Origin of the sequence: Streptomyces sp. WAC 04229, from assembly GCF_003947455.1 — a bacterium.
Classification (GTDB): Bacteria; Actinomycetota; Actinomycetes; order Streptomycetales; family Streptomycetaceae; genus Streptomyces.
In genome coordinates this window covers 1-17,160 of sequence record NZ_QHJH01000148.1, presented here as the reverse complement: position 1 = coordinate 17,160, position 17,160 = coordinate 1, and the positions used below count along the sequence as shown (strand labels likewise).

Genomic DNA, 17,160 nt, shown 5'->3' with positions numbered 1-17,160 from the left:
GCCCCCGGTCCGCCGCTCCCGCCCGGCGGTGGCGCCCTCCCGCGCGCTCAGCGCTCGCCGCGCGCGTACCGGCCTACGGCGAGCGGGACGAACACCGCCAGCAGCAGTCCGCACCAGGCCAGCGATCCGGCCACCGGGTGCGCCACCGGCCACGCCGCCCCCTCCGGCACGGGCGCGTTTCCGAACAGGTCGCGCAGCGCCGTCGTCACCGCGCTGATCGGATTCCACTCGGCCACCGTGCGCAGCCAGCCGGGCAGCCCGTCGGTCGGGATGTAGGCGTTGGAGAGCAACGGCAGGATGAAGGTCGCGCCGCCCAGTTGACCGGCGGCCTCCTCATTCCGGGTGAGCAGCCCCAGGAAGATCCCGATCCACGTCGTCGCGAACCGGAACAGCAGCAACAGCCCCACCGCGCCGGCCGCGCCCGCCGCGCCGCCCTCGATACGCCACCCCACCGCGAGACCCACCAGCAGCAGCGGCACCGTCCCGGCCGCCGTGACGATCATGTCCGCCACCGACTGACCGAGCGGTACGGCGGCCCGGCTCACCGGCAGGGTGCGCAGGCGGTCCGTCACCCCCCGGTGGGTGTCCTGGGCCGCCTGGAACATGCCGGTCATGATCCCGTTCGCGGCCGTCGCGACCAGCAGGCCCGGCAGCAGGAAGGAGCGGTACTCCTCGCCCGGCATCGCCAGCGCGCTGCCGAAGACGTAGCCGAAGAACAGCAGCATCGTGATCGGCATCGTCTGGGTGAGGATCAGCAGGCCCGGGTTGTTCCGGATCCGCCGCAACTGGCGGCCCAGCATGGCCGATCCGTCGTGCACCAGGCCGTACGTCCCCGGCCGGCCCGGCCTTGTCGTCACCGTGCTCATGCCACCAGCTCCCTGCTGTCGGTCAGGCGGAGGAAGACGTCGTCGAGGGTCGGCGGCCGCAGGCTCGCGTCCACCAGCGGCACCCCGGCCGCGTCGAGTTCGCGCACCAGGCGGGGCAGGGTCAGCGTCGGGTCCGTGCTGACCGCGCCGACCGTCCGCCGGTCGTGGTCCAGCGCCGGTTCGTTTCCCGTGAGGCGGTCCAGGACGCCCGCCGCCCGCGTCATGGCGTCCACGTCGGCGACGACGGCCTCCGCGTATGCCCCCACCAGCGCCTTGAGCTCGGCCGGCGACCCCGTGTGCGCCACCCGGCCCCGGTCCACCAGGGCGATGTCGTCGGCGAGGCGGTCGGCCTCCTCCAGGTACTGGGTGGTGAGCAGCACGGTCGTGCCGTCCTCCTTCAGGGCGCGCACGGCGTCCCAGATCCCGTTGCGGCCGGCCGGGTCCAGGCCGGTCGTCGGCTCGTCCAGGAAGAGCACGTCGGGCCGCCGGACGAGACACGCCGCCAGGTCGAGACGGCGCCGCATGCCCCCGGACAGGGTGGAAGCGGGCCGGTCGGCGGCCTCCGTCAGACCGAAGCGGTCCAGCAGCTCACCGGCCCGCGCCGCCGCGTCCCGCACCCGGTGCAGGCGGGCGAAGAGCCGCAGGTTCTGGCGCCCGGTGAGGTCCCCGTCCACCGACGCGTACTGCCCCGTGACCCCGATCCGGTGCCGCACCGCGGCCGCCTCACGGACGAGGTCGTGCCCGGCGATCCGGGCCGACCCCGCGTCCGGCCGCAGCAGTGTCGTCAGCAGCCGCACCGCCGTGGTCTTGCCCGCCCCGTTCGGTCCGAGCAGACCGCACACCGTGCCCTCGGCCACCGCGAGATCCAGGCCGCGGAGCGCGCGCACCTCGCCGAAGCGTTTCTCCAGACCCTCACTAAGTACAGCGTACGTAGTAGTCATGAGGTGACCATAGCGCACTACGTACGCTGTACGTAACTAGGATGGTGGCCGAGGTGATGCACGATGGCGGGCCGAGCGGCCGTACCCGAAGTGATCTGGTCGCGCCCCGAGCGCACCGGCAGGGGGCCGAGACCGGCCTACACCCGTGCCGACATCGCCGCGGCCGCGGTGCGGATCGCCGACGCCGAGGGGCTGGACGCGGTCTCGATGCGGCACGTCGCCGCCGCGCTGGGCTGCGGCACGATGTCGCTCTACAACTACGTCCCCCGCAAGGAGGACCTGTACGAGCTGATGATGGACGCGGTCAGCGGCGAGCACGAGCTGTGGGAACCGAGCGGCGACTGGCGTGCCGACATGGTCCGGGTGGCCCACCAGACCCGCGCGCTGATGCACCGCCACACCTGGCTGCCCCGCCTGATGTCCCCGGTCTACGGCTTCAGCCCCAATGCCCTGCGCTACCTGGAGCACTGCCTGGCCTGCCTCGACCCCTTCGACGCGCCGCCGGGCACCAAGATGGAGCTGGTCGCGATGGTGAACGGCGTCGTGACGACCTACGTCACCAACGAGATCTCCACCGTGGAGCGCACCCGGTCGCTGCCCTGGTCCCAGGAGCAGGAGAACGCGACGCGCGTCGCCTACCTGGGCGGGCAGCTCGCGAGCGGCGCCTATCCGCGGCTGGCCGCGAGCTTCGCCGAGGACACGGGTCCGATCGACCTGGAGGCGGTCTTCGAGAGGGCGCTGGCCAGGATCCTGGACGGCTTCTCCTGAGCACCGGGGCCGGGGGTGCTACAGCAGCGCCAGCTGTCCCTCCGGCCCTTCCTCCGGGCCGTCCAGCACGGAGGCCGGCCGGCGGGCCGCCGAGGGCACCGGCAGCACGCCCGCCTCGCGCAGCTCCGCCGCGGTGATCTCCGCCGTCACCGTCGACTCCGCGGACCCGGAGCGCGCTTCGGCGAGCAGGGCGAGGACCGTGATCAGCTCCAGCAGCTCGGACGTCCAGGTCTGCGGCCAGGTGGCCGGGCGGATAGCCGCCAGCGTGCCCGGCTCGCCCTCGGCGGTGCGGGCCGCGAACCACTGCTCCAGCACCCGGACCCCGCCCACCTCGAACTCCCAGGCACCGGGCGGCACGGGGGAGACGCGGCCCTCGTCCAGGTGCAGCACCTCGTCGTCCGGGTCGTAGCGCAGGGTCAGCGGGCGCGCGGGCAGCGGGGCGCGGACGTACGGGCGGCGGCCGCCGGGGAGTCTGGGGCGCTCGCCGTCGCGCAGCATCAGCCACAGCGCGCGCCGCCCCAGGTCGACGCCCCGCTCCCACAGCTCGGGGTCCGCGGTGAACGGGACGGTGCCGCCGGGCCGCACGACCGCGACCGACCAGGCCAGTACGTCCGGCGGCGCGACCGGCCGCCCGAGCCGGGCGGCGAGGTGGTCCAGGAGGCCGGGGGCCAGGTTGGGCTCGGCGCCGCCGGGCCTGCGGTACAGCGGACGGACCCGGGCGGGGCCGAACAACGGCAGCCGGGAGGAGGCGAGCAGCAGCGGCGGGCCGGTGGCCCCGGGCACCTCCGCGACGAACACCTGCCGCTCGTCCGCCACCCGCCACAGCTCCGGGCGGGCCGCGTCGATCAGCCTGTGGTCGGGAATCAGCCACTGCTCGTCGAAGGGCGCGCGCAGCACCCGTATCGGCTCCGGGCACGGCCCCGAGGCGCGCGCCAGCCGCTCGGTGCCCCCGGCGCCGCCGGGCAGCCGCCCGACCGCCGTGTGCGGGGTGCGGGAGCGGGTCGGCTCGAACAGGGCCTCGCGGTCGGCTCCCTCGGCCTTGACCAGGGCGTCCCAGCGGGCCTTCAGGGACGCCGCGTCGGGCGCCGTCGGCCACCCCCGGCCGAGCCGTGGCGGTGCGACGGACCACGGCATGAGGTCCGCCAGCGGCGGGGCGTCGTCGTGCGTCACGCCCGGCATCGTACGACGGGAGGGCGCGGCCTCATGTGGCGTCCAGGGTGACCGTGAAGGAGAACCGGTCGCCCCGGTAGTGGATGACCGCCACGTCCAGCACCCGGCCCGCGGTGTCGTAGGTGACGCCGGTGTAGTGCAGGATCGGGCTGAGCAGGGGGACTTCGAGCAGCCGGGCCGTCTCCGGGTCCGCGAGCCGGGCCTCCACGGTGTCCGTGATCCGGCTGATGTCCATCCCCACCACGTCCCGCAGCACCTTGGTCATCGGCCACCGCGCGAGGTCGTCCACGTCGATGCGGGCGGCCAGCTCGGGACGGACGTAGTTGCGGGCGTGGTTGGTGGGCTCGCCCGTCGTCTCGTCGCAGCGCAGCCGGTGGTACGTCCCCACCTCCACAGACTCGGGGAAGTACTCCGCGACCTCGGGCGGCACCGGCACCGTGCCGTGGCCCAGCAGCTCGGCCTTCATGCCGGACTGCTGCGCCACGATCGCGTCCACCGAGCCCAGCAGCCGCACCGGGGCGCCCCGCCGGGCGTCCGGCTCGATGAACGTGCCGCGCCGGCGGTGCCGGGTGATCAGCCCCTCGTCCTCCAGCTCCTTGAGCGCCTGCCGCATGGTCAGCACGCTCACCCCGTAGTGGCCGGCCAACTGCTCCTCGGTGGGCAGCCGCAGCGGGTCCCGGGGCGAGCGGCCGAGTATCGAGGCGCGCAGCGACTGCGACACCTGGTACCACAGCGGAAGCTTGCGGTTCAGGACGATGGAGTCCGGGGCGAAGGAGGTCACGGGCCATCCGTACCGGTAGGGAAACCTCAGTGCAAGGGGCGGAAGTGACGCTCCAGGCCCTGCCAGACGTCGTCGTAGCGGGCTTGCAGGTGTTCGGCGCGGGCCGCCTGGGGGGTGAGGGTCACCGGCCACCGCGTCTCGAACATGAACGCCAGGCCGTCGTCGATCCGCTGCGGCTTCAGCTCGGCGGCGCTCGCCCGGTCGAAGGTCTCCCGGTCCGGGCCGTGCGCCGACATCATGTTGTGCAGTGAGCCGCCGCCCGGCACGAAGCCCTCCGCCTTCGCGTCGTAGGCGCCCTCGATCAGGCCCATGTACTCGCTCATCACGTTCCGGTGGAAGTACGGCGGCCGGAACGTGTCCTCGCCCACCAGCCAGCGCGGCGCGAAGACCACGAAGTCGACGCCCGCGAGGCCGGGGGTGTCCGACGGCGAGGTGAGCACCGTGAAGATGGACGGGTCCGGGTGATCGTACGAGATGGTGCCGATGACGTTGAAGCGGCGCAGGTCGTAGACGTACGGCACGTGGTTGCCGTGCCAGGCGACGACGTCCAGGGGGGAGTGGTCGTACTCGGCCGTCCAGAGGTTGCCGCAGAACTTGTTGACCACCTCCACCGGGCCCGGCGTGTCCCCGTCGTCCTCGTAGGCGGCGACCGGCGCCATGAAGTCCCGCGCGTTCGCGAGGCCGTTGGCGCCGATCGGGCCGAGGTCCGGCAGCTGGAACGGGGCGCCGTAGTTCTCGCAGACGTAGCCGCGGGCGTCGGCGTCCAGCAGCTCCACCCGGAAACGCACCCCGCGCGGGATCAGCGCCACGTGGCCCGGCTCGGCGTGCAGCAGCCCGAACTCGGTGCGCAGCAGCAGGCCGCCGCGCTGGGGGACGATCAGCAGCTCGCCGTCGGAGTCGCTGAACACGCGCTCCATGGAGGCGGTCGCGTGGTACAGGTGCACGGCCATGCCGGTGCGCTGGGTCGCGTCGCCGTTGCCGCCGAGCGTCCACAGGCCCTCGACGAAGTCCGTCCCGGCCGCCGGCTCCGGCAGCGGGTTCCAGCGCAGCCGGTTCGGGTCCGGCACGGCCTGCACGAAGGGCGCCGTGCGGATCGCGCCGTTGCCCGCGCGGGTGAACGCCGGGTGGGCGGCCGAGGGGCGGATCCGGTACAGCCACGAACGCCGGTTGTGGGCACGGGGCTCGGTGAACGCCGTGCCGCTCAACTGCTCCGCGTACAGCCCGAGCGGCGCCCGCTGCGGCGAGTTCCGGCCCTCGGGCAGTGCGCCCGCGACCGCCTCCGAGCTGTGCTCGTTGCCGAAACCGGACAGATAGGCCAGCCCCTCCGCGGTCTTCCGCGCGTCCCCGCTCATTGATCGCTCCCTCGCAACCCGATTCCTATGGCACACCGTAGGATTGCGGTTTCTCACGCGCAAGAGGGCGTGCGGGTCTTCCCGGTGCCTCCCGGTTCTTCCCCGTCCGGCGCGCGCGTCCTCCTGAAGGATGACCGGAACCAGGCCCCCGGGGGATCCGGACCGTCGGACCCGTGTTCTAGTCTCGCGTCATGTCGTGGACGCGGGGAGTGCTCGCCGTGCTCGCGGTCTGCGTCCTGTTGTTGACCGGGTCCGCGGGCTGCGGCGCGGGAGACGGCGGGGAACCGGAGGCCGGGGAGTCGGCCGCTCCGGCGGGCAGGCTGCTCGACACCACCGACGAGCAGGGCCGGCGCTACCGCGAGGTGGACGCCGAACAGGCCCCCGAGGTCGGCATCGAGGTGCAGCCCGAGAGCGACGACAGCTGGGACGTACGCCTGACCGTCCGCGGCTTCAGGTTCTCGCCGGACGGCACCGGGGCCGAGGCGGTGCCCGGCCGCGGCGTCGCCCACCTCTTCCTCGACGGCGACCTCCTCACCCGCCTGCGCGGCCCGGAGTACCGGCTCACCGCCGACCTGGTCCCGCGCGGCACCCACCAGGTCACGGTCCGGCTGTACGCCGACGACGACACCGTCTGGGCCGTCGACGGCGAGCCCGTCGAGAGCACGGCGGACATCACGGCGTCGGACACCGAGCCGACGGAGGCGACGGAGCCCGGGGAGATCGAGGGCCGGACCGTTCCCACCCGCGCGACGGCACGGTGAGGGCATCATGAGGACCGTGTCCCACGCGACCCCGCTCCGCCGCGCCCCCGTGCAGCGGCGCAGCGCCGAACGGCTGACCAGGATCCTCGACGCCTGCGCCGACCTCCTCGACGAGGTGGGCTACGACGCCCTGAGCACCCGGGCCGTGGCACTGCGCGCCGACGTGCCCATCGGGTCGGTGTACCGCTTCTTCGGCAACAAGCGGCAGATGGCCGACGCGCTGGCCCAGCGCAACCTGGAGCGCTACGCGGAACGCGTGACCGAACGGCTCACGGAGACCGGCGACGGCGGCTGGCGCTGCGCCCTGGACGCGGTGCTCGACGAGTACCTGGCGATGAAGCGGACCGCCCCCGGCTTCTCCCTGATCGACTTCGGCAACCAGATCCCGGTCGGCGACCGGGCCGCCGTCCCCAACCACCGCGTCGCCGAGCGGCTCACCGAGCTGCTCTCCGGCTACCTCGGCCGCAGCCCCGACGACGATCTCCGCCGCGTCTTCCTCGTCGCCGTGGAGACCGCCGACACCCTCGTCCAACTCGCCTTCCGGGTCGCGCCGGACGGGGACGCGAAGATCATCGAGGAGGCGCGGGAGCTGCTCCGGGCCTATCTGGGTCGCGTCCTGGACTGACGCACCGGCCGCCCCGGCGCCGTGCGCCGTGCGCGCGAGGGCTCCCCAACATGCCTACCGGTCGGTATGCTCGCGGCAAGAGCGACGCCGCCCTCCGGGAGGACCCGTGTCCCGCACCGCCCTGCGTATCTGCCCCCTGTGCGAGGCCACCTGCGGCCTGGCCCTCACCATCGACGGCACCGAGGTCACCGCCGCCCGCGGCGACCGCGACGACGTCTTCAGCCACGGCTTCATCTGCCCCAAGGGCGCCTCCTTCGGGGCCGTCGACTCCGACCCCGACCGGCTGCGCACGCCCCTGGTGCGCAAGGACGGCGAACTGCGCGAGGCCACCTGGGAGGAGGCCTTCGACGCGGTCGCCGCCGGGGTCCGCACCGTCGCCGGGCGGCACGGACCGCACTCCGTCGGCGTCGTCCTCGGCAACCCCAACGTGCACACCGTGGCCGGCGCCCTCTACCCGCCCGTCCTGCTCGCCGCCCTCGGCACCCGCAGCCTCTTCACCGCCTCCACGGTCGACCAGATGCCCAAGCACGTCTCCAGCGGACTGCTCTTCGGCGACGCCAACGCCATCCCGGTGCCCGACCTCGACCACACCGACCACCTCCTGCTGATCGGCGCCAACCCGCTGGAGTCCAACGGCAGTCTGTGCACCGCCCCCGACTTCCCCGGCCGGCTCAAGGCCCTGCGCGCCCGCGGCGGCACCCTCACCGTCGTCGACCCGCGCCGCACCCGCACCGCGAAACTCGCCGACCGCCACGTGGCGATCCGGCCCGGCACCGACGCCCTGCTGCTCGCCGCGATGGTCCACGTGCTGTACGAGGAGGACCTGGCCGACCTCGGCGACCTCGCCCCGCACGTGACCGGCGTCGACGAAGTCCGCGACGCGGTACGCGACTTCACCCCCGAGGCCGTCGCCGCCGCCTGTGACGTGGACGCCGGTGTGACACGCGCCCTCGCCCGCGAACTCGCCGCCGCCCGCACCGGCGCCGTCTACGGCCGCATCGGCAGCTGCACCGTCCCGCACGGCACCCTCGCCAGCTGGCTCGTGGACGTCCTCAACATCCTCACCGGCAACCTCGACCGGCCCGGCGGCGCCCTCTTCCCGCAGGCCGCCACCGACCGGGCGCCGCGCCCGGCCGGACCCGGCCGCGGATTCACGCTCGGCCGCTGGCGCTCCCGGGTGAGCGGACACCCCGAGGCCAAGGGCGAACTGCCGCTGTCCGCCCTCGCGGAGGAGATCGACACCGCCACCGACGCCGACACCTCCACCGACGCCGACACCTCCACCCGCGAGCCGGTCCGCGCGCTGATCACCATCGCCGCCAACCCCGTACTGTCCGCCCCCGACGGCGACCGGCTCGACAAGGCGCTCGACTCGCTCGACTTCATGGTCAGCGTCGACCCCTACCTCAACGAGACCTCCCGCCACGCCGACGTCGTCCTGCCGCCGCCCCCGCCCGCGCAGAGCCCGCACCACGACTTCGCCTTCAACACCCTCGCCGTGCGCAACCAGGTCCGCTACACCCGCCCGGCCGTCCCGCTGGAGCCCGGCCGCATGGCGGAGACCGAGATCCTGGCCCGGCTGACCCTGGCCGCCGGCGGCAGGCACGGCGCCGACCCCGCCGCCGTCGACGCCATGGTGATCGAGCAGACCCTCGGCAAGTCCGTCCGCGACCCGCACTCACCCGTGCACGGCCGCGACCCGGGCGACCTGACCGCACGGCTCACCGGAGAAAACGGCCCCGAGCGACGGCTCGACCTGATGCTGCGCCTCGGCCCCTACGGCGACGGCTTCGGCGCACGACCCGACGGGCTGACCCTGGAGCGCCTGCTCGCCCACCCGCACGGCATCGACCTCGGCCCGCTGCGCCCACGCCTGCCGCAGCCGCTGAAGACCCGCAGCGGAAAGGTGGAGCTGCTGCCGGAGCCGATCGCCGGCGACCTGCCCCGCCTGCGGCACGCCCTGGCCGAGCGCCCCGCCGGGCTCGTCCTCGTCGGCCGCCGCCACCTCAGGTCCAACAACAGCTGGATGCACAACATCCCGGCCCTCACCGGCGGCTCCAACCGCTGCACCCTGCACCTCCATCCCGACGACGCCGGACGGCTCGGCGTACGCGGTGCGCAGCCCGTGCGCGTCCAGGGACCCGGGGGAGAGGTGACCGTCCCCGCCGAGGTCACCGACACCGTCCGCCCCGGCGTGGTCAGCCTGCCGCACGGCTGGGGCCACGACCGCCCCGGCACCCGCCAGACCCACGCCGCCACCGAGCCCGGCGTCAACGTCAACCAGCTCCTCGACGGCAGCCTGCTCGACCCGCTCTCCGGCAACGCGGTCCTCAACGGCGTACCGGTAAAGCTCACCCCGGTGACCGCCCGCTGACCTGAGCAAAGCTTTGACCTGGAGTTTTGCGCTTATTGCTCGCATGTCAACGTCTTGTTAACGCGACTTCACGGCACCTAACGTCGCTCGCACCGCCTGCCCCGGTGGAATGTTCAAGGGCGAACGTTAGGTACTCACACATGCTGACCATCCTCGGCTTCGCCATGATCGCGACCTTCCTGGTCCTGATCATGATGAAGAAGATGTCGCCGATCGCGGCGCTCGTGCTGATCCCCGCGCTGTTCTGCGTGTTCGTCGGCAAGGGCGCCCACCTCGGCGACTACGTCATCGACGGCGTGTCCAGCCTCGCCCCCACCGCGGCGATGCTCATGTTCGCGATCGTCTACTTCGGGGTGATGATCGACGTCGGGCTCTTCGACCCGATCGTCCGGGCCATCCTGAAGTTCTGCAAGGCCGACCCGATGCGCGTCGTCGTCGGTACGGCACTGCTCGCCGCGATCGTCTCGCTCGACGGCGACGGCTCCACCACCTTCATGATCACGGTCTCGGCCATGTATCCGCTGTACAAGCGGCTGAAGATGAGCCTGGTCGTGATGACGGGCGTCGCCGCGATGGCCAACGGCGTGATGAACACGCTGCCCTGGGGCGGCCCCACCGCCCGCGCCGCCACCGCGCTCAAGGTCGACGCCACCGACATCTTCGTCCCGATGATCCCGGCCCTGGCCGTCGGTCTGCTCGCGGTCGTCGCCCTGTCCTACGTGCTCGGTCTGCGCGAGCGCCGCCGGGTGGGCACGCTGACGCTGGACGAGGCGCTGGTGCGCGAACCGGCGCCGGAGAGCGAGACGGTGCTGGTCGGCGCGGGCGCGGGCGCGGGCGCGGGTGCCAAGGCAGGTGCCGGTCGTGGCGGAGCGGACCGCTCCCAGGGTTCCGCCGGCTCCGGCGGCCTCGGCGGAGCGGAGGAGGCCTCGGGCGACGACTTCAAGGGCCTCGACCCGAACCGGCCCACCCTGCGCCCCAAGCTGTACTGGTTCAACGCGCTCCTCACGGTCGCGCTGCTCACCGCCATGATCATGGAGCTGCTGCCGATCCCGGTGCTCTTCCTGCTCGGCGCCGCGCTCGCGCTCACCGTGAACTTCCCGCACATCCCGGACCAGAAGGCCCGGATCGCCGCCCACGCCGACAACGTGCTCAACGTCTCCGGCATGGTCTTCGCCGCCGCCGTCTTCACCGGTGTCCTCACCGGCACCGGCATGGTCGACCACATGGCCAACTGGCTCGTGGACACCATCCCCGAGGGAATGGGCCCGCACATGGGCCTGGTCACCGGCCTGCTGAGCCTGCCGCTCACCTACTTCATGTCCAACGACGGCTTCTACTTCGGCGTCCTGCCCGTGCTCGCCGAGGCCGGGCAGGCGCACGGCGTGTCGACCCTGGAGATCGCCCGCGCCTCGATCGTCGGCCAGCCGCTGCACATGTCCAGCCCGCTCGTCCCGGCCGTGTACGTCCTGGTCGGCATGGCGAAGGTCGAGTTCGGCGACCACACGCGGTTCGTCGTGAAGTGGGCGGTCCTGACCAGCCTGGTGATTCTCGCGGCGGGCATCCTGTTCGGCATCATCTGATCATCGCAACGGCGTCCGCGGCGACTGCGCGGCGAGTCGTACAGGAAGGACACGATCATGGGGCCCGGTGGGAACCGCGGCTGGCTGCTCCGCCTCGTCATCGCCTTCGGCTTCGCGCAGGGGGCGGTGTCGATGGCACGGCCCGCCGTCTCCTACCGGGCCCTCGCGCTGGGCGCGGACGAACGGGCGGTCGGTGTCATCGCCGGTGTGTACGCGCTGCTGCCGCTGTTCGCCGCCGTCCCGCTCGGCCGCCGTACCGACCACGGCCGCTGTGCGCCCCTGCTGCCCGTCGGCGTGGTGCTGATCGCCGGCGGCTGCGCGCTCAGCGGCGTCGCCGGGTCCCTGTGGGCGATGGCCCTGTGGAGCGGCGTCATGGGCCTCGGCCACCTCTGCTTCGTCATCGGCGCCCAGTCGCTGGTCGCCCGCCAGTCCGCGCCGCACGAACAGGACCGCAACTTCGGGCACTTCACCATCGGAGCCTCGCTCGGCCAGCTGATCGGCCCCGTCGCCGCGGGCGCGCTGATCGGGGGCCCCGACATGGCCGGCAGCAGTGCGCTGGCCCTGGTGGTGGCGGGCGCGGGCGCGGCGGTCGCCTTCACGTCCCTGTGGCGCATCGAGCATCCGAGGACCGACGGGGCGGGCAAGGAGCGGGGCGCGCGCGTCCCCGTGGGCAGCATCCTGCGGGCCCGGGGTGTCCCGGCGGGCATCCTGATCAGTCTGTCGGTGCTGTCCGCGACCGACATCCTCACCGCCTACCTGCCGGTGGTCGGCGAGCACCGCGGCATCTCCCCGGCCGTGATCGGCGTCCTGCTCAGCCTGCGCGCGGCGGCCACCATCGCCTGCCGGCTCGTGCTGACGCCCCTGCTGCGGCTGCTCGGGCGCACCGTGCTGCTCACGGTGACCTGTCTGCTGGCCGCCCTGCTGTGCGCCGGGGTCGCGCTGCCGGTGCCGGTGTGGGCGCTCGCGCTGATGCTGGTCGTGCTCGGCTTCTGCCTCGGCGTCGGTCAGCCGCTGTCCATGACGACGGTCGTCCAGGCCGCCCCCGACGAGGCCCGTTCCACGGCTCTCGCCCTGCGCCTGACCGGCAACCGCCTCGGCCAGGTCGCCGCGCCCGCCGCGGCGGGACTGATCGCGGGCGTCGCGGGCGTCGCCGCGCCCTTCGTGATGCTCGGCGCGCTGCTCCTGCTCTCGTCGGGGGTCGCCCTGCGCTCCCCGTCGGCGGGTACGGGCGACCGTCGGCGTGCGGGGATCGGGCAGGATGACACGGACCGGGCCGGCAGCGGCCGGCCGTGTCGGGAAGCGAAGGGATGAGCGTGATCCTCATCTTTCTGTCCGTAGTCCTCCTCCTGGCCGTGGGCGGCTGTGTCTGCGTCGTGTGGGCGGCCAGGGGCGGCCCGCGCTGGACGCGGGGGGTCTCCAGGGCGACCCTGCTGGCAGGGGAACTGCTCCGTGCGTCGAACCGTCGTTCGCGCCGAAGCGGGAGCGGGAGCAGCGGCGACAGCGGCGGGGACGGCTGACGGAACCAGATCGTCCGCTTTCTCACCAGGTGGACGACGGAGAGGGATCCGGTCCGGCGTCTTCCCCCGGCCGCGCACTGTCCGTTAACTTCCGTGACTCACACGCCCCGTACGACCCGCACGAGGGCGTCCGACCGCGGAACACCAGCGTCCAGTGAGCCCCCGGGGGCACCTCCATGACACGCGCCATCTCCCTGCACGACGTGAGCAAGACCTTCGCGCGAGGCGTCCGCGTGGTGGACCGGCTGTCGCTGGACATCGCGCCGGGCGAGTTCCTCGTCCTGCTCGGCCCCTCCGGCTGCGGCAAGTCGACCGTGCTGCGCATGATCGCCGGCCTGGAGGAGGTCACCGAGGGCGAGGTGCTGCTGGACGGCGCGTACGCCAACGACCTGCTCCCCGCCGAGCGGCGGATGGCGATGGTCTTCCAGAACTTCGCGCTGTACCCCAACATGACGACCCGTGGGAACATCGGCTTCCCGCTGCGCGTCGAGGACCCCCAGTCCGACCCCGGGCCCCGCGTGGACGCCACCGCCCGCATGCTGGGCATCGAGGACCTCCTCGACCGCCTGCCCGCCCAGCTCTCCGGCGGCGAACGCCAGCGCGTCGCCATGGGCCGGGCCATCGCCCGCCACCCCACCGCCTTCCTGATGGACGAGCCGCTGTCCAACCTGGACGCCAAGCTCCGCAACCACCTGCGCGCCGAGATCACCCGGCTGACCCGGGAACTGGGCGTCACCACGATCTACGTCACCCACGACCAGTCCGAGGCCATGTCCCTCGGCGACCGGGTCGCGGTCCTGCGCGGCGGCGTGCTCCAGCAGGTGGACACCCCGCGCGCGGTGTACGCCCTGCCCCGCAACGTCTTCGTCGCCGCCTTCATCGGCACCCCGCGCATCAACCTGTTGCGCGGGGTCGTGCGCGCCCCGCTGGACGGCGCGATGACGATCAGCCTGGGCAAGCAGTTCCTGCGCCTGCCCGAACCGCTCTGCCTGGACCACCAGTTGCTCCGGGTCCAGCAGGGCAGGGAGGTGATCGTGGGCCTGCGCTCGGAGGCGGTCCGGATCGCGAAGCCCGCCTCCGCCCGCCCCGGCGAGGTGCTGCTCACCGGCCTGGTGGAGCACGTCGAGTTCCAGGGCCACGAGATCCTCGTCCACCTCGACACCGGGTCACGGTCCGCCGTCGTCCCCGACCTGGAGGCCCCGCGGCCCGCCACCCGGCCCGTCCGGCGCCGCCGCCGCGACGGCACCGTCCTCGACCGGCTGAGGGAACGGGCGGGAAACCTGCGCGCCGGGCCGGTGGTGGTCATGGACGAAGAGGACGAACCGCGGGGGCCGAGCCCCGCCGTCACCGCTCCCGACGGCCGCCTCCCCGGCGACCTGATCGTCCGCACCACGCCCGACATCGACCTGCGCCACGGCATGCAGGTCCCGCTGCTCGTCGACCTCGCCCACCTGTTCGTCTTCGACCAGCACGGCGACCGGATCTGTCCGGCCCCCGCGCGGCTGCCGGACCTGGAGGAGTGAACCCGCCGGGACCGCGTCCCCGGAGAGGGTGAGCCGCGCCACCATCGGGGGAGCCCCTGGTGCCGTAAAACTATCGGCGCTAGTTTGGGGCCGGACGACAAGGCCCGCCCGGAGGGAACCCATGAAGGCACACGACGGCATGTACATCGACGGGGCCTGGCGGTCCGCCGACGGCCGGGACACGATCGACGTCGTGAACCCGGTCGACGAGCGGGTGATCGGCACGGTCCCGGCGGGCACCGCCCTGGACGTCGACACCGCCGTACGCGCGGCCCGCGCCGCCCTGCCCGGCTGGGCCGCCACCCCGCCCGCCGAGCGCGCCGCGCGCCTGGCCGCCCTGCGGGACGTGCTGGTCGCCCGCAAGGACGAGGTCGCCGAGACGGTCACCGCCGAACTGGGCTCCCCGCTGAAGTTCTCGCAGGCCGTGCACGCCGCCGCCCCGATCGCGGTCGCGGGCTCCTACGCCGAGCTGGCGGCGACGTACGCCTTCGAGGAGAAGGTCGGCAACTCCGTCGTCCACCACGAGCCGGTCGGCGTGGTCGGCGCCATCACCCCCTGGAACTACCCGCTGCACCAGATCGTCGCCAAGGTCGCCCCGGCGCTCGCGGCCGGCTGCACGATCGTGCTCAAGCCCGCCGAGGACACCCCCCTCACCGCGCAGCTCTTCGCCGAGGCGGTGCACGAGGCGGGCCTCCCCGCGGGCGTCTTCAACCTGGTCACCGGCCTCGGGCCGGTCGCCGGCCAGGCCCTCGCCGAGCACCCCGGCGTCGACCTGGTCTCCTTCACCGGCTCGACGGCGGTCGGCCGCCGGATCGGCGCCCTCGCCGGCGCCGCCGTCAAGAACGTCGCCCTCGAGCTCGGCGGCAAGTCCGCCAACGTCATCCTGCCCAGCGCCGACCTGGCCAAGGCCGTGAACGTCGGCGTCGCCAACGTCATGTCCAACTCCGGTCAGACGTGCAGCGCCTGGACCCGCATGCTCGTCCACCGCGACCAGTACGACGAGGCGGTGGAGCTGGCCGCCCAGGCCGCCGCCAAGTACGGCGACCGGATCGGCCCGGTCGTCAACGCCAAGCAGCAGGAGCGCGTGCGCGGATACATCGAGAAGGGCGTCGCCGAGGGCGCCCGGATCGTCGCGGGCGGCCCCGAAACCCCGCACGAGCAGGGGTACTACGTCTCCCCGACGGTCCTCGCCGACGTCACCGAGGACATGACGGTCGCCCAGGAGGAGATCTTCGGCCCCGTCCTGTCCGTCCTGCGCTACGAGGACGAGGAGGACGCCCTGCGGATCGCCAACGGCACGGTGTACGGCCTGGCCGGTGCCGTCTGGGCCGGGGACGAGGCCGAGGCGGTCGCCTTCGCACGGCGGATGGAGACCGGCCAGGTCGACATCAACGGCGGCCGGTTCAACCCGCTGGCGCCCTTCGGCGGCTACAAGCAGTCGGGCGTGGGCCGCGAACTGGGCGCGCACGGCCTCACCGAGTACCTCCAGACCAAGTCCCTCCAGTTCTAGCCCCAGGGGAGTAGCCCACGCCATGGCCGTCCGTTCCGCTGTCCGTGCCGCCGTCGTACCCGCCGTAGGCGCCCCGCTGGAGGTCACCGGGATCGAACTCCCCGCACCGGGCCCCGGCCGGGTGCGGGTGCGGCTCGCCGCCGCCGGGGTCTGCCACTCCGACCTGTCCCTGTCCAACGGCACCATGCGCGTGCCGCTCCCCGCGGTCCTCGGCCACGAGGGCGCCGGCACCGTCCTGTCCGTCGGCGAGGACGTCACCCACGTCGCGCCCGGCGACGCCGTGGTCCTCAACTGGGCGCCGTCCTGCGGCGCCTGCCACGCCTGCGCGCTCGGCGAGGTCTGGCTGTGCGCGAACGCCCTGGCCGGCGCCGCGCACGTGCACGCCCGGCGCGCCGACGACGGCACCGACCTGCACCCCGGTCTGAACGTCGCCGCGTTCGCCGAGGAGACGGTGGTGGACGCCGGCTGCGTGCTGCCCGCCCCGGACGGCATCCCGCTCACCGACGCGGCGCTGCTCGGCTGCGCCGTCCTCACCGGCTACGGCGCCGTCCACCACTCGGCGAGGGTCCGCGAGGGCGAGACCGTCGCGGTCTTCGGCGCCGGGGGAGTGGGCCTCGCCGCCCTCCAGTCGGCCCGGATCGCGGGCGCGTCGAAGATCGTCGCCGTCGACGTGTCCCCGGAGAAGGAGGACCTGGCCCGCGCGGCCGGCGCCACCGACTACCTGATCGCCTCCGACACCACCGCCCGTGAGATCCGCGCGCTCACCGGCAAGCAGGGCGTCGACGTCGCCGTCGAGTGCGTCGGCCGCGCGACCACCATCCGCACCGCCTGGGAATCCACCCGGCGCGGCGGGCGCACCACGGTCGTCGGCATCGGCGGCAAGGACCAGCAGGTCACCTTCAACGCCCTGGAGATCTTCCACTGGGGCCGCACCCTGTCCGGCTGCGTCTACGGCAACGCCGACCCGGCCCGCGACCTCCCCGTCCTCGCGGAACACGTCCGGGCCGGGCGCCTCGATCTCGGCGCCCTGGTCACGGAACGCATCGCGCTGGACGGCATCCCGGCGGCGTTCGAGAACATGCTGGCGGGCAAGGGCGGCCGGGCACTGGTGGTGTTCTAGGCCGCCGCACCGCGCCACGCGGTCACGAGGGCGCCGGGTCCGCCCCGGCGCCCGCGCCCGGGGGGCGGGGGGCCGGGCCCCCCCGCCGCCCCCGGGGGGGGGGGGGGCCCGGGCCCCCCCCCCCCCCCCCCCCCCCCGCGCCCCCCCCGCCACACCCGTGACCGCGGACTGCTGTCCAGGAGCTTGGCCTGCTCGGGAGTTCCCACGCCTGCGAGCAGAGCCTCGTTGAACGGAACACGATGGGGCATGCCGACGAGCGTAGCGGTCCTCAC

At 73.6% G+C, this 17,160-nt stretch carries 14 protein-coding genes; 9 read left to right on the top strand and 5 right to left on the bottom strand.

Features of this window, described 5'->3' with window-relative positions:
• Nucleotides 1–47: 47 nt before the first annotated feature.
• Nucleotides 48–866 carry an ABC transporter permease gene (locus DMH12_RS28740; protein WP_125494361.1) on the bottom strand — a complete coding sequence of 273 codons (819 nt, stop codon included), beginning with the start codon at nucleotides 864–866 and terminating at the stop codon, nucleotides 48–50.
• On the bottom strand, nucleotides 863–1,807 hold the full coding sequence (locus DMH12_RS28735) for an ATP-binding cassette domain-containing protein (protein ID WP_125494360.1): 945 nt from the start codon (nucleotides 1,805–1,807) through the stop codon (nucleotides 863–865). The genes DMH12_RS28740 and DMH12_RS28735 overlap by 4 nt, the downstream gene beginning before the upstream one ends.
• Before the next feature lie 63 nt (nucleotides 1,808–1,870).
• Between DMH12_RS28735 and DMH12_RS28730 the strand changes: the two genes are divergently transcribed.
• Nucleotides 1,871–2,575 (top strand): TetR/AcrR family transcriptional regulator, encoded by a 705-nt coding sequence (locus DMH12_RS28730; RefSeq protein ID WP_125494359.1) that lies wholly within the window; start codon nucleotides 1,871–1,873, stop codon nucleotides 2,573–2,575.
• An 18-nt stretch (nucleotides 2,576–2,593) separates the two neighbouring features.
• On the opposite strand, the gene DMH12_RS28725 is transcribed toward DMH12_RS28730, so the two are convergent.
• Genes DMH12_RS28725 through hmgA form a run of 3 tightly spaced genes read right to left on the bottom strand, consistent with a single transcriptional unit; the run spans nucleotide 2,594 to nucleotide 5,878 of the window.
• Entirely contained in the window at nucleotides 2,594–3,754 is a 1,161-nt protein-coding gene (locus tag DMH12_RS28725; protein ID WP_125494358.1) for a type ISP restriction/modification enzyme, read from the bottom strand.
• A gap of 22 nt (nucleotides 3,755–3,776) precedes the next feature.
• Nucleotides 3,777–4,526 carry a GntR family transcriptional regulator gene (locus DMH12_RS28720; protein ID WP_125494357.1) on the bottom strand — a complete coding sequence of 250 codons (750 nt, stop codon included), beginning with the start codon at nucleotides 4,524–4,526 and terminating at the stop codon, nucleotides 3,777–3,779.
• 26 nt (nucleotides 4,527–4,552) lie between these two features.
• Nucleotides 4,553–5,878 carry a homogentisate 1,2-dioxygenase gene (gene hmgA, locus DMH12_RS28715; RefSeq protein ID WP_125494356.1) on the bottom strand — a complete coding sequence of 442 codons (1,326 nt, stop codon included), beginning with the start codon at nucleotides 5,876–5,878 and terminating at the stop codon, nucleotides 4,553–4,555.
• 191 nt (nucleotides 5,879–6,069) lie between these two features.
• On the opposite strand from hmgA, the gene DMH12_RS28710 reads away from it, so the two are divergent.
• The 8 genes from DMH12_RS28710 to DMH12_RS28670 all read left to right on the top strand — a co-directional run bounded on the left by DMH12_RS28710 (nucleotide 6,070) and on the right by DMH12_RS28670 (nucleotide 16,888).
• Nucleotides 6,070–6,639, top strand: a complete 570-nt coding sequence (locus DMH12_RS28710; RefSeq protein WP_125494355.1) for a hypothetical protein — start codon at nucleotides 6,070–6,072, stop codon at nucleotides 6,637–6,639.
• A 7-nt stretch (nucleotides 6,640–6,646) separates the two neighbouring features.
• Nucleotides 6,647–7,264: a TetR/AcrR family transcriptional regulator gene (locus DMH12_RS28705; protein WP_125494354.1), complete on the top strand. Its 618-nt coding sequence runs from the start codon at nucleotides 6,647–6,649 to the stop codon at nucleotides 7,262–7,264.
• A 106-nt stretch (nucleotides 7,265–7,370) separates the two neighbouring features.
• Nucleotides 7,371–9,638: a molybdopterin-dependent oxidoreductase gene (locus tag DMH12_RS28700; protein WP_125494353.1), complete on the top strand. Its 2,268-nt coding sequence runs from the start codon at nucleotides 7,371–7,373 to the stop codon at nucleotides 9,636–9,638.
• A 140-nt stretch (nucleotides 9,639–9,778) separates the two neighbouring features.
• Nucleotides 9,779–11,218, top strand: a complete 1,440-nt coding sequence (locus DMH12_RS28695; protein WP_125494352.1) for a CitMHS family transporter — start codon at nucleotides 9,779–9,781, stop codon at nucleotides 11,216–11,218.
• Nucleotides 11,219–11,275: 57 nt separating this feature from the next.
• Nucleotides 11,276–12,529: an MFS transporter gene (locus tag DMH12_RS28690; RefSeq protein WP_125494351.1), complete on the top strand. Its 1,254-nt coding sequence runs from the start codon at nucleotides 11,276–11,278 to the stop codon at nucleotides 12,527–12,529.
• Nucleotides 12,530–12,911: 382 nt separating this feature from the next.
• Entirely contained in the window at nucleotides 12,912–14,258 is a 1,347-nt protein-coding gene (locus DMH12_RS28680) for an ABC transporter ATP-binding protein (protein WP_125494349.1), read from the top strand.
• Nucleotides 14,259–14,379: 121 nt separating this feature from the next.
• Nucleotides 14,380–15,768 carry an aldehyde dehydrogenase family protein gene (locus tag DMH12_RS28675; protein WP_125494348.1) on the top strand — a complete coding sequence of 463 codons (1,389 nt, stop codon included), beginning with the start codon at nucleotides 14,380–14,382 and terminating at the stop codon, nucleotides 15,766–15,768.
• Between the two features lie 22 nt (nucleotides 15,769–15,790).
• Nucleotides 15,791–16,888: a Zn-dependent alcohol dehydrogenase gene (locus DMH12_RS28670; RefSeq protein WP_125494347.1), complete on the top strand. Its 1,098-nt coding sequence runs from the start codon at nucleotides 15,791–15,793 to the stop codon at nucleotides 16,886–16,888.
• The last annotated feature ends 272 nt before the right edge of the window (nucleotides 16,889–17,160 follow it).

Excerpts from the sequence above, each read along its gene's own strand:
- DMH12_RS28725 (WP_125494358.1), bottom strand. The coding sequence starts at position 3,754 with ATGCCGGGCGTGACGCACGACGACGCCCCGCCGCTGGCGGACCTCATG.
- DMH12_RS28735 (WP_125494360.1), bottom strand. The coding sequence starts at position 1,807 with ATGACTACTACGTACGCTGTACTTAGTGAGGGTCTGGAGAAACGCTTC.
- hmgA (WP_125494356.1), bottom strand. The coding sequence starts at position 5,878 with ATGAGCGGGGACGCGCGGAAGACCGCGGAGGGGCTGGCCTATCTGTCC.
- DMH12_RS28670 (WP_125494347.1), top strand. The coding sequence starts at position 15,791 with ATGGCCGTCCGTTCCGCTGTCCGTGCCGCCGTCGTACCCGCCGTAGGC.
- DMH12_RS28710 (WP_125494355.1), top strand. The coding sequence starts at position 6,070 with ATGTCGTGGACGCGGGGAGTGCTCGCCGTGCTCGCGGTCTGCGTCCTG.
- DMH12_RS28740 (WP_125494361.1), bottom strand. The coding sequence starts at position 866 with ATGAGCACGGTGACGACAAGGCCGGGCCGGCCGGGGACGTACGGCCTG.
- DMH12_RS28705 (WP_125494354.1), top strand. The coding sequence starts at position 6,647 with ATGAGGACCGTGTCCCACGCGACCCCGCTCCGCCGCGCCCCCGTGCAG.
- DMH12_RS28675 (WP_125494348.1), top strand. The coding sequence starts at position 14,380 with ATGAAGGCACACGACGGCATGTACATCGACGGGGCCTGGCGGTCCGCC.
- DMH12_RS28695 (WP_125494352.1), top strand. The coding sequence starts at position 9,779 with ATGCTGACCATCCTCGGCTTCGCCATGATCGCGACCTTCCTGGTCCTG.
- DMH12_RS28730 (WP_125494359.1), top strand. The coding sequence starts at position 1,871 with ATGGCGGGCCGAGCGGCCGTACCCGAAGTGATCTGGTCGCGCCCCGAG.
- DMH12_RS28690 (WP_125494351.1), top strand. The coding sequence starts at position 11,276 with ATGGGGCCCGGTGGGAACCGCGGCTGGCTGCTCCGCCTCGTCATCGCC.
- DMH12_RS28680 (WP_125494349.1), top strand. The coding sequence starts at position 12,912 with ATGACACGCGCCATCTCCCTGCACGACGTGAGCAAGACCTTCGCGCGA.